At 68.2% G+C, this 12,840-nt stretch carries 10 protein-coding genes and 2 tRNA genes; 11 read left to right on the forward strand and 1 reads right to left on the reverse strand.

Translation table 11 applies throughout. From position 1 onward, the window contains the following. Nucleotides 1-36: 36 nt before the first annotated feature. From ilvN to E1181_RS19410, 7 genes are all read left to right on the forward strand, one after another. Nucleotides 37-543: an acetolactate synthase small subunit gene (gene ilvN, locus E1181_RS19380; RefSeq protein WP_093413489.1), complete on the forward strand. Its 507-nt coding sequence runs from the start codon at nucleotides 37-39 to the stop codon at nucleotides 541-543. 264 nt (nucleotides 544-807) lie between these two features. Next, nucleotides 808-1,803 (forward strand): ketol-acid reductoisomerase, encoded by a 996-nt coding sequence (gene ilvC, locus E1181_RS19385; RefSeq protein WP_132676784.1) that lies wholly within the window; start codon nucleotides 808-810, stop codon nucleotides 1,801-1,803. A 173-nt stretch (nucleotides 1,804-1,976) separates the two neighbouring features. Further along, the gene (locus tag E1181_RS19390) at nucleotides 1,977-2,222 is read left to right on the forward strand and encodes a DUF397 domain-containing protein (protein WP_132627456.1); all 246 of its coding nucleotides are present in this window, start codon (nucleotides 1,977-1,979) and stop codon (nucleotides 2,220-2,222) included. 265 nt (nucleotides 2,223-2,487) lie between these two features. Further along, nucleotides 2,488-4,083 (forward strand): phosphoglycerate dehydrogenase, encoded by a 1,596-nt coding sequence (gene serA, locus E1181_RS19395; protein WP_132676786.1) that lies wholly within the window; start codon nucleotides 2,488-2,490, stop codon nucleotides 4,081-4,083. A gap of 271 nt (nucleotides 4,084-4,354) precedes the next feature. Continuing rightward, nucleotides 4,355-5,398 (forward strand): 3-isopropylmalate dehydrogenase, encoded by a 1,044-nt coding sequence (locus E1181_RS19400; protein WP_132676788.1) that lies wholly within the window; start codon nucleotides 4,355-4,357, stop codon nucleotides 5,396-5,398. Between the two features lie 282 nt (nucleotides 5,399-5,680). Further along, complete coding sequence (gene cimA, locus E1181_RS19405) at nucleotides 5,681-7,282, forward strand: citramalate synthase (RefSeq protein WP_132676790.1); 1,602 nt, start codon at nucleotides 5,681-5,683, stop codon at nucleotides 7,280-7,282. Nucleotides 7,283-7,388: 106 nt separating this feature from the next. Beyond that, nucleotides 7,389-8,171, forward strand: a complete 783-nt coding sequence (locus E1181_RS19410; RefSeq protein WP_132676792.1) for a fumarylacetoacetate hydrolase family protein — start codon at nucleotides 7,389-7,391, stop codon at nucleotides 8,169-8,171. Nucleotides 8,172-8,243: 72 nt separating this feature from the next. Here E1181_RS19410 and E1181_RS19415 read toward each other — a convergent pair whose 3' ends face one another. Then, on the reverse strand, nucleotides 8,244-9,479 hold the full coding sequence (locus E1181_RS19415; RefSeq protein ID WP_132676794.1) for an FAD-dependent oxidoreductase: 1,236 nt from the start codon (nucleotides 9,477-9,479) through the stop codon (nucleotides 8,244-8,246). Between the two features lie 105 nt (nucleotides 9,480-9,584). On the opposite strand from E1181_RS19415, the gene gltX reads away from it, so the two are divergent. The 4 genes from gltX to E1181_RS19435 all read left to right on the forward strand — a co-directional run bounded on the left by gltX (nucleotide 9,585) and on the right by E1181_RS19435 (nucleotide 12,400). Then, nucleotides 9,585-11,093, forward strand: coding sequence for a glutamate--tRNA ligase (gene gltX / locus E1181_RS19420; RefSeq protein WP_132676796.1), 1,509 nt, complete (start codon nucleotides 9,585-9,587; stop codon nucleotides 11,091-11,093). Between the two features lie 206 nt (nucleotides 11,094-11,299). Then, the gene (locus E1181_RS19425) at nucleotides 11,300-12,067 is read left to right on the forward strand and encodes an HAD family hydrolase (protein WP_132676798.1); all 768 of its coding nucleotides are present in this window, start codon (nucleotides 11,300-11,302) and stop codon (nucleotides 12,065-12,067) included. A 156-nt stretch (nucleotides 12,068-12,223) separates the two neighbouring features. Continuing rightward, nucleotides 12,224-12,295, forward strand: a tRNA-Gln gene (locus E1181_RS19430). A 32-nt stretch (nucleotides 12,296-12,327) separates the two neighbouring features. Next, a tRNA-Glu gene (locus tag E1181_RS19435) sits at nucleotides 12,328-12,400 on the forward strand. Nucleotides 12,401-12,840 lie beyond the last annotated feature (440 nt).

The following is a 12,840-nucleotide window of genomic DNA, read 5'->3' on the forward strand; positions in this document are numbered from 1 at the left end:
CAGTCCCATGAATCGCGGAGAGGCGGTGCTGGAAGCATGACCAGGCATACGCTGAGCGTTCTGGTGGAGAACGTCCCTGGTGTTCTCGCCCGGGTTTCCGGCCTGTTCTCGCGCCGCAGCTTCAACATCGAATCGCTCGCGGTCGGCCCGACCGAGCACCCGGAGATCTCCCGGATGACGATCGTGGTCGCCGTCAGCGACCAGCCGCTGGAGCAGGTCACCAAGCAGCTCAACAAGCTGGTGAACGTGATCAAGATCGTGGAGCTGGAGGACGACGCCGCGGTGCAGCGCGAGCTGCTGCTGGTCAAGGTCCGCGCCGACTCCTCGGTGCGCAGCCAGGTCCTGGAGACCGTGCAGCTGTTCCGCGCCAAGGTGGTGGACGTCTCGCCGGAGGCGCTGACCATCGAGGCCACCGGCACCGCCGATAAGCTCGACGCGTTGCTGCGAATGCTGGAACCCTACGGCGTCCGCGAGATGGTGCAGTCGGGAACGATCGCGATCGGCCGAGGCCCCCGCTCCATCACGGCCACCGCAGTCCGCTGACAACTTAAAGGAATGGTTTCGGGTCACTGTGCTTAGCGGTGCGAGTAGCGGAACCTCAGCGGCCCTCCGGGTCCGGGCGCCACTCCTGATGTATGCCAATACACGGCGTCGCGGCGTCCTCCCCGGAGAACCGCTGAGAACCCGCGGCGGTGCCGGTTGAGTCCCACACCTGAAACAGCGGCTACCACCGCACCCAACATCTCCTAGCGGTTGCCAGCCACGGCCGACAACCGATGAAGTCCCGAAAGGAAACGCTGAATCACCATGGCAGTTGAAATCTTCTACGACGCGGACGCGGACCTCGGCATCGTGCAGGGTCGCAAGGTCGCCGTCATCGGCTACGGCAGCCAGGGCCACGCCCACGCGCTGAGCCTGCGGGACTCGGGCGTGGACGTGCGCATCGGTCTGCCGGAGGGTTCCAAGTCCCGCGCCAAGGCCGAGGAGGAGGGCCTGAAGGTCCTCACCCCGTCCGAGGCGTCCGCCGAGGCCGACCTGATCATGATCCTGGCGCCCGACACCAAGCAGCGCGAGATCTACGCCAACGACGTCGCCCCGAACCTCAAGCAGGGTGACGCGCTGTTCTTCGGCCACGGCTTCAACATCCGCTACGGCCTGATCCAGCCGCCGGCCGACGTCGACGTCGCCATGGTCGCCCCGAAGGGCCCGGGCCACCTGGTCCGCCGCCAGTTCGTCGACGGCAAGGGCGTGCCGTGCCTGATCGCCATCGAGCAGGACGCCTCGGGCAACGGCCAGGCCCTGGCGTTGTCCTACGCCGCCGCCATCGGCGGTGCCCGCGCCGGCGTCATCAAGACCACCTTCAAGGAGGAGACCGAGACCGACCTGTTCGGTGAGCAGGCCGTCCTCTGCGGTGGTGCCTCCGCGCTGGTGCAGAACGGTTTCGAGGTGCTGGTCGAGGCCGGTTACCAGCCGGAGATCGCCTACTTCGAGGTCCTGCACGAGCTCAAGCTGATCGTGGACCTGATGTGGGAGGGCGGCATCGCCGGTCAGCGCTACTCCTGCTCGGACACCGCCGAGTACGGCGACCTCACCCGTGGCCCGCGCGTCATCGACTCGCACGTCAAGGACTCGATGCGCAAGGTGCTCGGTGAGATCCAGGACGGCACCTTCGCCAAGGAGTGGGTGGCCGAGGACGAGGCCGGTCGCCCGAACTTCACCAAGCTGCAGGCCGAGGGCAACGCCCACCAGATCGAAGAGGTCGGCAAGAAGCTGCGCTCGCTGATGTCCTGGACCAACAAGTGAGCTGATCCCGGAGCTCTCCGGAGCCCTCGGCAGCGTTGATCCGCCTGGCCCGGTGGAACCTCTCGAACGAGGTTTCACCGGGCCTCGCGTGTTTCGGCGGTGGTGGGTAGGTTTCCGCCGGGCGGGTCTCCCACAACGGGATATCGCTATGAGTGAGGGATACGGTACGCATCGTGAGTGCAGAGAACGAGATCGTCGACGACAAAGCGCACGTCCGCGACAAACTGGACTTCTCCGTCGCGGAGTGGATCACGAGCACGGATGATCCGGACGAACCGGGCGTCGAGATCGCGTTCGTCGACGGTTATGTGGGGATGCGAAACGGGGCGGATCCGGAAGGCCCCGTTCTCGTTTTCACCCCCGAGGAATGGGACGCGTTCGTCGCGGGCGCCAAGGACGGCGAATTCGACGAACCGTGAAGCCCGGCCGCCGTTCGGGCCTGATGTCGTCGGCGTGGGCGGCGTGGGCCCGTTCGGGTGGCGATCTCTCCCGCACTCTGGAACGGATGCCCCTTGCACGGGGTGTGATCTGCGATAATGCTGAAAGAGCGGGTCTCGTGGACGTGTTCGATCCAGCGGTGATCCGAGCTACACCCTTGTGAATGCTTTCTCAATCTCCCGTTAAACTTCCCCCGTCCGGGCACATCGTCGTGCCGATCGTGATCTTCCAGCTTGGAGTTCGCCCGTGACCAACGCAAGCCGTCCTGTCGTTCTTCTCGCCGAGAAGTTGGCCCCGTCCGTGATCGACGCCCTCGGCGAAGAGGTCGAGATCCGCAACGTGGACGGCACCGACCGTCCGGCGCTGCTCGACGCTGTCGCCGACGCCGATGCGCTGCTGGTCCGTTCCGCCACCAAGGTCGATGCCGAAGTCCTGTCGGCGGCCAAGAACCTCAAGGTCGTCGCCCGCGCGGGCGTCGGTCTCGACAACGTCGAGGTGCCCGCCGCCACCGAGCGCGGCGTGATGGTGGTCAACGCCCCCACCTCCAACATCGTCTCCGCCGCCGAGCACGCCATGGCGCTGCTGCTCTCGGTCGTCCGCAACGTGCCGCAGGCCGACGCGAGCCTGAAGGGCGGCGCCTGGAAGCGCAGCTCCTACGGCGGTGTCGAGCTCAACGGCAAGACCGTCGGTGTCGTCGGCCTGGGCAAGATCGGGCAGCTGTTCGCCGCCCGCGTCGCCGCCTTCGGCACCAAGCTCATCGCCTACGACCCCTACGTGTCGCCGGCCCGCGCCGCGCAGCTGGGCATCGAGCTGGTCTCGCTGGAGGAGCTGCTCAGCCGCGCTGACGCGCTGTCGATCCACCTCCCCAAGACCGCTGAGACCCTGGGCCTGATCGGTGCCGAGGAGCTCAAGAAGGCCAAGCCGAACCTGGTCATCATCAACGCCGCTCGTGGTGGTCTGGTCGACGAGGACGCGCTGGCGGACGCGCTGCGCAACGGCACCATCGCCGGCGCCGGCATCGACGTGTTCAAGTCCGAGCCGATCACCGACAGCCCGCTGTTCTCCCTGGACAACGTCGTGGTGACCCCGCACCTGGGCGCCTCCACCACCGAGGCCCAGGACCGCGCCGGCACCGACGTGGCCAAGTCCGTCCGGCTGGCGCTGCGCGGCGACTTCGTCCCGGACGCGGTCAACGTCCAGGGCGGTGCGGTCGGCGAGGAGGTCCGCCCGTACCTGTCGCTGACCCAGAAGCTGGGCCAGCTGCTGGCCGCGCTGCAGGGCGGCACCCCGAGCTCGGTGACCATCGAGGCCCGCGGCGAGCTGGCCGACGAGGACGTCTCGGTGCTGCAGCTCGCGGCGCTGCGCGGCGTGTTCGCCGGTGCGGTCGAGAGCCAGGTGACCTTCGTCAACGCCCCGCAGCTGGCCGAGGAGCTGGGTGTCCAGGTCGAGGTCAAGACGACCTCGGAGAGCCCGAACCACCGCAGCGTCGTGTCGCTGCGCGCGCACATGGCCGACGGCAGCACCTCGGTGGTCTCCGGTGCGCTGTCGGGCCCGAACCAGGTGGAGAAGCTGGTCGAGGTCAACGGCCGGCACTTCGACCTGCGGGCCGAGGGCAACGTGCTGCTGCTGGAGTACCCGGACCGCCCGGGCGTGATGGGCAAGGTCGGCACGCTGCTGGGCGAGGTCGGCGTGAACATCGAGGCCGCGACGGTCAGCCAGACCACCGAGCGCTCCGAGGCGATCATGCTGCTGCGCGTGGACCGTCCGGTCGAGCAGGGCGTGCTGGAGCCGATCGGCGCTGCCGTGGGCGCGCGCATCGTGCGCACCGTCAGCTTTGAGTGATTCCGCAACGAGGTGTCGCTGAGTAGGTGCTCAACGACGGGCTCGCACGCTGAATAGCTCGAAAGCGTGAGAAGGGGTCGTTCCATTCAATGGGACGGCCCCTCGCGCGTACCTGGACCGAAACAGTGCGTCACTCGTATGGGTGTCCCACAGTCCGGGACTTATCATCCACTTGGTGGGCCCGGCGTGCCGCTCGGCGCGGCCATGCCGGTAGCCTTCGGCTCAACAGTTCGAGCCCCGCAGTTCGGGGTGGTTCTCGGGAGGTGTGTAGATGCGGCTCGCTGTGATCCCCGGCGACGGGATCGGGCCGGAGGTCGTTGCCGAGGCACTCAAGGTGCTCGGCGAGGTGGTGCCGGATACCGAGATCACCCGTTACGACCTCGGAGCCGCTCGCTGGCACGCGACGGGGGAGCTGCTCCCCGAGTCGGTGCTCGGTGAGCTCCGCCAGCACGACGCGATCCTGCTCGGCGCGGTCGGCGACCCATCGGTGCCCAGCGGCATCCTGGAACGCGGTCTGCTGCTGCGGCTGCGCTTCGAACTCGACCACCACGTGAACCTGCGCCCCGCGCGGCTGTACCCGGGCGTGAAGAGCCCGGTGGCCGACCCCGGTGAGATCGACATGGTCGTCGTGCGCGAGGGCACCGAGGGCCTGTACGCGGGCAACGGCGGCCTGCTGCGCAAGGACACCACGCACGAGATCGCCACCGAGGTCAGCATCAACACCGCGTTCGGCGTCGAACGGGTCGTGCGCGACGCGTTCGCCCGCGCCGCCTCGCGGCCGCGCAAGCACCTGACCCTCGTGCACAAGACCAACGTGCTCACCCACGCCGGCTCCTTGTGGTCGCGCGTGGTCGAAGAGGTCTCGCTGCAGTACCCGGACGTCACCGTGGCCTACCAGCACGTCGACGCCACCACGATCCACATGGTCACCGACCCGAGCCGGTTCGACGTGATCGTCACCGACAACCTCTTCGGCGACATCATCACCGACCTCTCGGGTGCGATCACCGGCGGCATCGGCCTGGCGGCCAGCGGCAACATCGACGCCACCCGCCGCAATCCGAGCATGTTCGAGCCGGTGCACGGCAGCGCCCCGGACATCGCCGGCCAGGGCGTGGCCGACCCGACCGCCGCCGTGCTGTCGATCGCGATGCTGCTCGACCACGTCGGGCTGACCGAGGCCGCCAAGCGCGTCGAGGCCTCGGTGGCCTTCGACCTGGCGACCCGCGACCACTCGTCGCCGGGCGCCACGTTCGCCATCGGCGACCGGCTGGCAGCGCTCGTGTCCTCGCACGAGGTCGTCCCGCAGCCCTGAGTTTTTACCTGAGCTCGTTTTCCGAAGGGTGCCTTCCCCGCGCGGGAAGGCACCCTTCGGTTTTTTCCGGATCGTGAGAAGTCCGTCGCGTTCGATGGACATCGGCGGGTGAGGTGTGCAGCATGGGGTCGTGGCTTTCCGCAGTGTGATCATTATTGGCGAGCGCGTCGGGTAAACATCTCCGCTTCCCGACGCGCTGACCTCTCGCATCTGCGGGGGGTCTTTTTTGTTGCCTGCGTCAAGATCCACGCCGAACCGATCGATCCGACGGGAGACAATCCAGTGACCCGCACCAAGCCGGCCGGCACGCCCCTGGGCGACGACTTCCACGTCTACGACACGACGCTGCGGGACGGCGCGCAGCGCGAGGGGATTTCGTACTCGGTCACCGACAAGCTGGCCGTCGCGCGCCTGCTGGACGGACTCGGGGTCGGGTTCATCGAAGGTGGTTGGCCCGGAGCGCTTCCCAAGGACACCGAGTTCTTTCACCGCGCGGCGCAAGGGGAACTCGAACTCGACCACGCCGCGCTCGTGGCGTTCGGCTCCACCCGCCGCGCGGGCTCCAAAGTGGACGAAGATCGTCAAGTTGCCGCACTGCTGGACTCTCGCGCTCCCGTGGTGACCCTCGTGGCCAAATCGGACCGCAGGCACGTCGAACGAGCGCTGCGCACCGACGTCGCCGAGAACTGCGCGATGATCGCCGACACCGTCCGCCACCTCGTCGACCACGGCAGGCGGGTTTTCGTCGACGCCGAGCACTTCTTCGACGGTTACGCCTTCGACCCCGACACCTCGTTGCGGGTGCTCGACGCCGCGGCGGGCGCCGGTGCCGACGTCGTCGTGCTGTGCGACACCAACGGCGGCCAGCTCCCGCTGCAGCTGGCAGACACCGTGCGGGAGGTCATCGCGCGCACCGGGATCCGCGTCGGCATCCACTGCCAGGACGACACGGGCTGCGCCGTGGCCAACAGCGTCGCGGCGGTGCAGGCCGGTGCCACGCACGTGCAGTGCACCGCCAACGGCTACGGCGAACGCGCGGGCAACGCGGATCTGTTCGCAGTTCTGGGAAATCTGGGCATGAAGCTAGGAATGCCGGTGCTGCCGGAGGGCAAAATGCCTGAACTGACCCGGGTTTCGCACGCGCTGGCCGAAATCGCCAACCTGGCGCCCGACACCCACCAGGCGTACGTGGGGCAGTCGGCGTTCGCGCACAAGGCCGGGCTGCACGCCAGCGCGATCAAAGTGGACCCCGAGCTCTACAACCACCTCGACCCGGCCGAGGTCGGCAACGGGATGCGGGTGCTGGTGACCGAGATGGCCGGTCGCGCCAGCCTGGAGCTCAAGGGCGCCGAACTCGGCCTGGACCTCTCACCGGAGGCCGTCGGGAGAGCGGTGCGGCAGGTCAAGGAGCTCGAAGCGCGCGGCTGGTCCTTCGAGGCCGCCGACGCCTCGCTGGAGTTGTTGCTGCGCCGGGAGATGACGGGTTCCGATCTCGAAACACCGTTCGAGCTGGAGTCGTACCGGGTGCTGCTCGACCACCGCGACGACGGCGAGGTCGTGTCCGAGGCGACCGTGCGGGTCAGCGTGTCGGGGGAGCGGGTGATCGCGACCGCGGAGGGCAACGGTCCCGTCAACGCCCTCGACGCGGCGCTGCGCAAGGCCCTCGTGCCGCACCTGCCGTGGCTGGAATCGGTGGAGCTGAGCGACTACAAGGTCCGCATCCTCGTCGACGAACCGGGCACCGACGCCGTCACCCGGGTGCTGGTCGAGTCCCGCGACGGCGAGCACGAGTGGACCACCGTGGGCGTGCACGCCAACATCGTCGAGGCCAGCTGGCTCGCGCTCTGCGACGCCCTCATCTACAAGGCCTGCGCCGCGATGTGACCGCAGCCTCCCGCCGAACCCCGGAATGCGGTGGCGGGTCCCGGTGCCCGAGTATGTTGGGCGCGGGTTCCCACCACCCGTCCACAGGAGATTTTCGGAGGTTGTCTTGCGGTTGGCTCGTGTCGCCCACTCTGACGGGGTTTCTTTTGTCGCGTTGGAGCCGGATCCGGCCGCGCCTCGGGAGAAGATCGTGGCGGTCGAGATCGATCAGCACCCGTTCGGCTCGCCCACCTACACCGGCCGGAAGTGGCCGATGGCGGACGTGCGCCTGCTGGCGCCGATCCTGCCGAGCAAGGTGATCTGCGTGGGCAAGAACTACGCCGAGCACGCGCGCGAGATGGGCAGCGAGGCGCCCGAGAACCCGCTGATCTTCATGAAGCCGTCGACGTCGGTGATCGGCCCGAACTCGCCGATCAAGCTGCCGCCGAACTCCGAGCGGGTGGACTTCGAGGGCGAGCTGGCCGCGATCATCGGCCAGCCCTGCAAGGACGTCCCGGAGGCGCGCGGCACCGAGGTGCTGCTCGGGTACACGATCGCCAACGACGTGACCGCCCGCGACCAGCAGAAGGCCGACGGGCAGTGGACGCGCGCCAAGGGCTACGACACGTTCTGCCCGCTGGGTCCGTGGATCGACACCGAGATCGACCCGTCGGACCTGTCCATCCGCACCGACCTGGACGGTGAGGTCAAGCAGGACGGCCGCACCTCGCAGCTGGTGCACGGCATCGGCGGCCTGGTCTCGTGGGTCTCGCGGATCATGACGCTGCTGCCCGGCGACGTCATCCTCACCGGCACTCCGGCGGGCGTCGGCCCGATGACCGACGGCCAGAAGGTCACGGTCTCCATCGACGGCCTCGGCGCCCTGACGAACCCCGTTCAGAACGCCTGAGGCGCACGTGGTGTGCGCAAGGCGGGCGGTTCTGCCGCCCGCCTTGCGCGTCCCTTGCCGGACCAGAACCGCTCACTGATCCCGCAGCGCCTCCTTCGGGGGCTTCTCCCTGATCGCGCCGTAGGCGAGCAGGTACGGCGGGAAGCGGCGGAGGAACGGCAGCCGCGAGACCGCGCGGACCGGGAGCGGCAGCCTCGCCGAATCACCGAGGTCGATCTCGCCGCGCAGGGCGGGCCCCACCACGTTCTCGTGGATCATGCGCTGGAAGCCCTGGATCAGCACCGTGGTGAGCCAGCGGCGCCGCTGGACGGCCGCCACGTGCTCGCGCCGCAGCCGTCCCTCGCGCAGCGGCGTCGCGAGGTGGCGGGCCGCCGCGACTGCGTCCTGCACCGCGAGGTTGATGCCGATGCCGCCGACCGGGGACATCGCGTGCGCGGCGTCGCCGATGCACAGCAGGCCCGGCACGTGCCACTTGCGCAGCCGGTCCAGCGTGACGTGCAGCAGCTTGACGTCGTCCCACGAGCGCACCAGTTCGCGGTCTCCCAGCCACGGGATCTCCCGCTTGAGCTGCGCGTTGAAGTCCTCGATCGGCCGGGAGCGGCCCTCGGCGTCGGAGCCCTTGTGGATGATCGAGGCGACCTGGAAGTAGTCCCGCCGGTCGATGAGCACCTGGAAGGCGCGCTTGCGCAGCATCCCGACCAGGCCCTCCGGGTCGCCCTCCTGGCGCGGCACCCGGAACCAGCGGACGTCCATCGGGGTGGGGAAGTCCCGCAGCCCGAGCTCCGGCATGTCCCGCACGAACGACTTGCGGCCATCGCAGGCCACGGTGATGGTGGCGCGCAGCTCACCGGTCTGCCCGGAGTCGGTGCGGTAGCGCACGCCGCGAACCCGGCCGCCCTCCCGGATCAGCTCGGTGGCCTCGGTGTTCATCCGCAGCGTGAACCCCGGTTCGGACTTGCCCTCGTCGGCGAGCATGTCCAGCAGGTCCCACTGCGGAACCATCGCGACGTAGTTGTGCTTGATCGGCAGCAGCGAGAAGTCGCCCATCGTGAACAGCTCGCCGTCCGGGCCGAGCGGTAGCTGGATCTTGCTGATCCGGCTCTGCGGGATCCGGGCGAAGCGGTCGGCCAGTCCGAGGTCGTCGAGCAGCTGCAGGGTCGTGGGGTGCACCGTGTCACCGCGGAAGTCGCGCAGGAAGTCGCCGTGCTTCTCCAGGACGGTGACCTCGACTCCTGCTCGGGCGAGCAGCAGTCCGAGAACCATGCCGGCGGGTCCGCCGCCGACGACGACGCAGGTGGTGCGCTCCATTGCGATCCCCCTCCAGAGTTTTCAACGACTGTTGAATAAACTCAGGATGCACCTACCGGATGCGGCCGTCAAGCGCGCACGAGCACTGGCTACGCTGAAACCGTTATGAGCACGCCAGAAGCCAGCAAAGACGCAGCCCAGGACGAGGTAACCCGGCCGGTTCGTGCCCGGTTCTGCCCGTCGCCGACCGGAACCCCGCACGTCGGCCTGATCCGCACCGCCCTCTACAACTGGGCGTTCGCCCGGCACAACAAGGGCCGGCTGGTGTTCCGCATCGAGGACACCGACTCCGCCCGCGACAGCGAGGAGTCCTACCAGGCGCTGCTCGACGCGCTGCGCTGGCTGGGCCTCGACTGGGACGAAGGCCCCGGAGTCGGCGGCGACCACGGCCCCTACCGGCAGAGCGAGCGGCGCGACATCTACGCCGACATCGCCCAGCGCCTGCTGGCCGCCGGTGAGCTCTACGAGGCCTACTCCAGCCCCGAAGAGGTCGAAGCCCGTCACAAGGCCGCCGGACGCGACCCCAAGCTCGGCTACGACAACTTCGACCGCGACCTCACCGACGAGCAGCGCGATGCCTACAAGGCCGAAGGCCGCACGCCGGTGCTGCGGCTGAAGATGCCCGCGCGCGACATCACCTTCACCGACCTGGTGCGCGGCGACATCACCTTCCCCGCGGGCAGCATCCCCGACCCGGTGCTCGTGCGCGGCAACGGCGACCCGCTCTACACGCTCACCAACCCCGTCGACGACGCGCTCATGCAGATCAGCCACGTCCTGCGCGGCGAAGACCTGCTGTCGTCCACGCCGCGCCAGATCGCGCTCTACGAAGCGCTGCAGCGCATCGGCGTCACCGACTTCACGCCCGAGTTCGGCCACCTGCCGTTCGTCATGGGCGAGGGCAACAAGAAGCTGTCCAAGCGGGACCCGCAGTCCAACCTGTTCCACCACCGCGACCGGGGCTTCCTGCCCGAAGGCCTGCTCAACTACCTCGCGCTGCTGGGCTGGTCGATCTCCGAGGACCGCGACGTGTTCACCCTCGACGAGATGGTCGAGGCGTTCGAGATCGGACGCGTCAGCTCCAACCCGGCCCGCTTCGACCAGAAGAAGGCCGACGCCATCAACTCCGCGCACCTGCGCGCCCTGGCGCCCGACGACTTCGTCGAGCGCATCGTGCCCTACCTCATCAACGGCGGAGCGCTGCCCGCGGAGCCCACCGAGTCGCAGCTGGCGACCGTGCGCGCCGCGGCGCCGCTGGTGCAGGAGCGGCTCATCGTGCTCTCCGACGCCGTCGGCATGATGGCCTTCCTGTTCGCCGGTGACGACTTCGAGCCCGAAGAGGCCTCGGCCCAGAAGGCCCTCGGCGAAGACGCGCAGCCCGTGCTGCAGGCCGCGATCGGCTCGCTCGACGAGCTGCCGGAGTGGACCACCGCCGCCATCGAGGAAGCCCTGAAGGTCTCCGTCGTCGACGGCCTGGGCATCAAGCCGCGCAAGGCGTTCGCCCCGGTCCGCGTCGCCATCACCGGCCGCACCGTGTCGCCGCCGCTGTACGAGTCGATGGAACTCCTCGGCCGCGACGTCTCCCTGGCGAGGCTCCGCAAGGCCCTCGCCTGAGCGCACCACCGAACACGCCGCCGCGACGCACCCCCGCGTCGCGGCGGCGTCGCCTTCTCACCAGCGCGATCGCTCAGAACCCAGCCGAGCCCAACTGCTAAGACGGGACGGAAGCGACCTCTGGTTGCACAGTGTTTCCAGACCCACAGCAGACTTCACTAGGTTGGCAGAGTCGGACGCGGTGCGTGAACGCCTAGCCTCTCGGGGTGACATCCGCGGCTGACGCATCGAATCCCCGCAATCCCGCTCAGATCAAGGCCGTCTGCCTCGACCTCGACGACACCTTGCTCGACAGCCAGAGCGCGGCGCGCAGCTCCCTCAGAGAGCTCCTCGGGACCGACCGGGCATGGCCCGTGTGGGAACGCACCACCGACCGGTACTACGCGCGATTCGTCAACGCCCAGCTGCCCTTCGACGTCATGTGCGTCGAACGCACCCGCGCCTTCTTCGCCGCCTTCGGCGAGCACATCGACTACGCCGAAGCCGAGCGCCGCGAGAACCAGCGCATGGAAGCCATGCAGCGCGCCTGGGGGCTCTTCGACGACGCCCTCGACTGCCTCGACTGGATGCGCGCCAGCGGACTCCGCCTCGCCGCCGTCACCAACGCCCCCAGCGCGTACCAGCGCAAGAAGCTCGCCGCCGTCGGACTCGCCGACGCCTTCGACGCGGTCGTCATCTCCGGCGAGATCGGCGTCGCCAAACCAGACCCGCGGATCTTCCACACCGCCTGCGAACGACTCGGCCTCCAAGCCCACGAAGTCGCCCACGTCGGCGACCGGCTCACCACCGACGCCGAAGGAGCCGCGCGCGCCGGCCTCAGCGGCATCTGGCTCAACCGCGACCAGGTCCCCGCGCCCCGCGGCTCCGCCGAACACCCCGTCGCCACCATCACGAGCCTCCGCGAACTCCCCGAACTGCTCGTCACCGAGATCGCCGTTCCCGACTTCGCCGACCTCGTCGGCCAGACCCCCTGAACCGCGCCGCCACCTGCGAGAACATCCAAACAGGGGGGTGCTGGAAAGGCCCCTCAACGGGTGGTCTAATATATTCACCAACGCGGCGGACAGAAGTCCGGAAGCTGAACTCCCCAGCGGAGATCGGAATTCGGGACAACTGGCCGTTCAGCACCATGGGGTATGGTGTAATCGGCAGCACGACTGATTCTGGTTCAGTTAGTCTAGGTTCGAGTCCTGGTACCCCAGCGAGCAGATCACTCCGGTGATCTCTCAAACGCGGTCCCGTCGTCTAGCGGCCTAGGACGCCGCCCTCTCAAGGCGGTAGCGCGGGTTCAAATCCCGTCGGGACTACAGAGGTGGGAGGCGTGTGCCTGCGGAAAGCGCAGGCCGCGCCTCCTTCGTCATTGTATTGGGGGGTCGAACCCCCCATGCCCTCCACGGTGCGGTGGTTGCTCGGGGGAGTGCTCCTTCCTTGGGGATTCGTTCCCGGCCTGGGTTTCTGACCAGCTTCTTGGTGCCGCCTTCGCTTCGCTCGGCTCGTTGCCTGCGCTTCGCTTGGCTGGTTGCCTTCGCCTTCGCTTCGCTTGGCTGTTGGGTTCTTTGCTTTGCTTGGGCTTCTTGTTCTTTGGTTGGGTTGTTGGCTCGTTGCTTCGGGGCTTGGGTTGTCTGTTCTTGGGTTTTCTTTCTTCTTCTGCTTCTTGGTCTCCTGGTCTTCTAGGGGCTTGTTATTGGGGTCACTCCGTTCTTTGTTTTTGCTGGTTGTGGGGTTGGGGTGGGGGGTTGTTCTTGGG

Origin of the sequence: Saccharopolyspora terrae, assembly GCF_004348435.1 — a bacterium.
In the GTDB taxonomy this organism is placed as follows: Bacteria; Actinomycetota; Actinomycetes; order Mycobacteriales; family Pseudonocardiaceae; genus Saccharopolyspora; species Saccharopolyspora endophytica.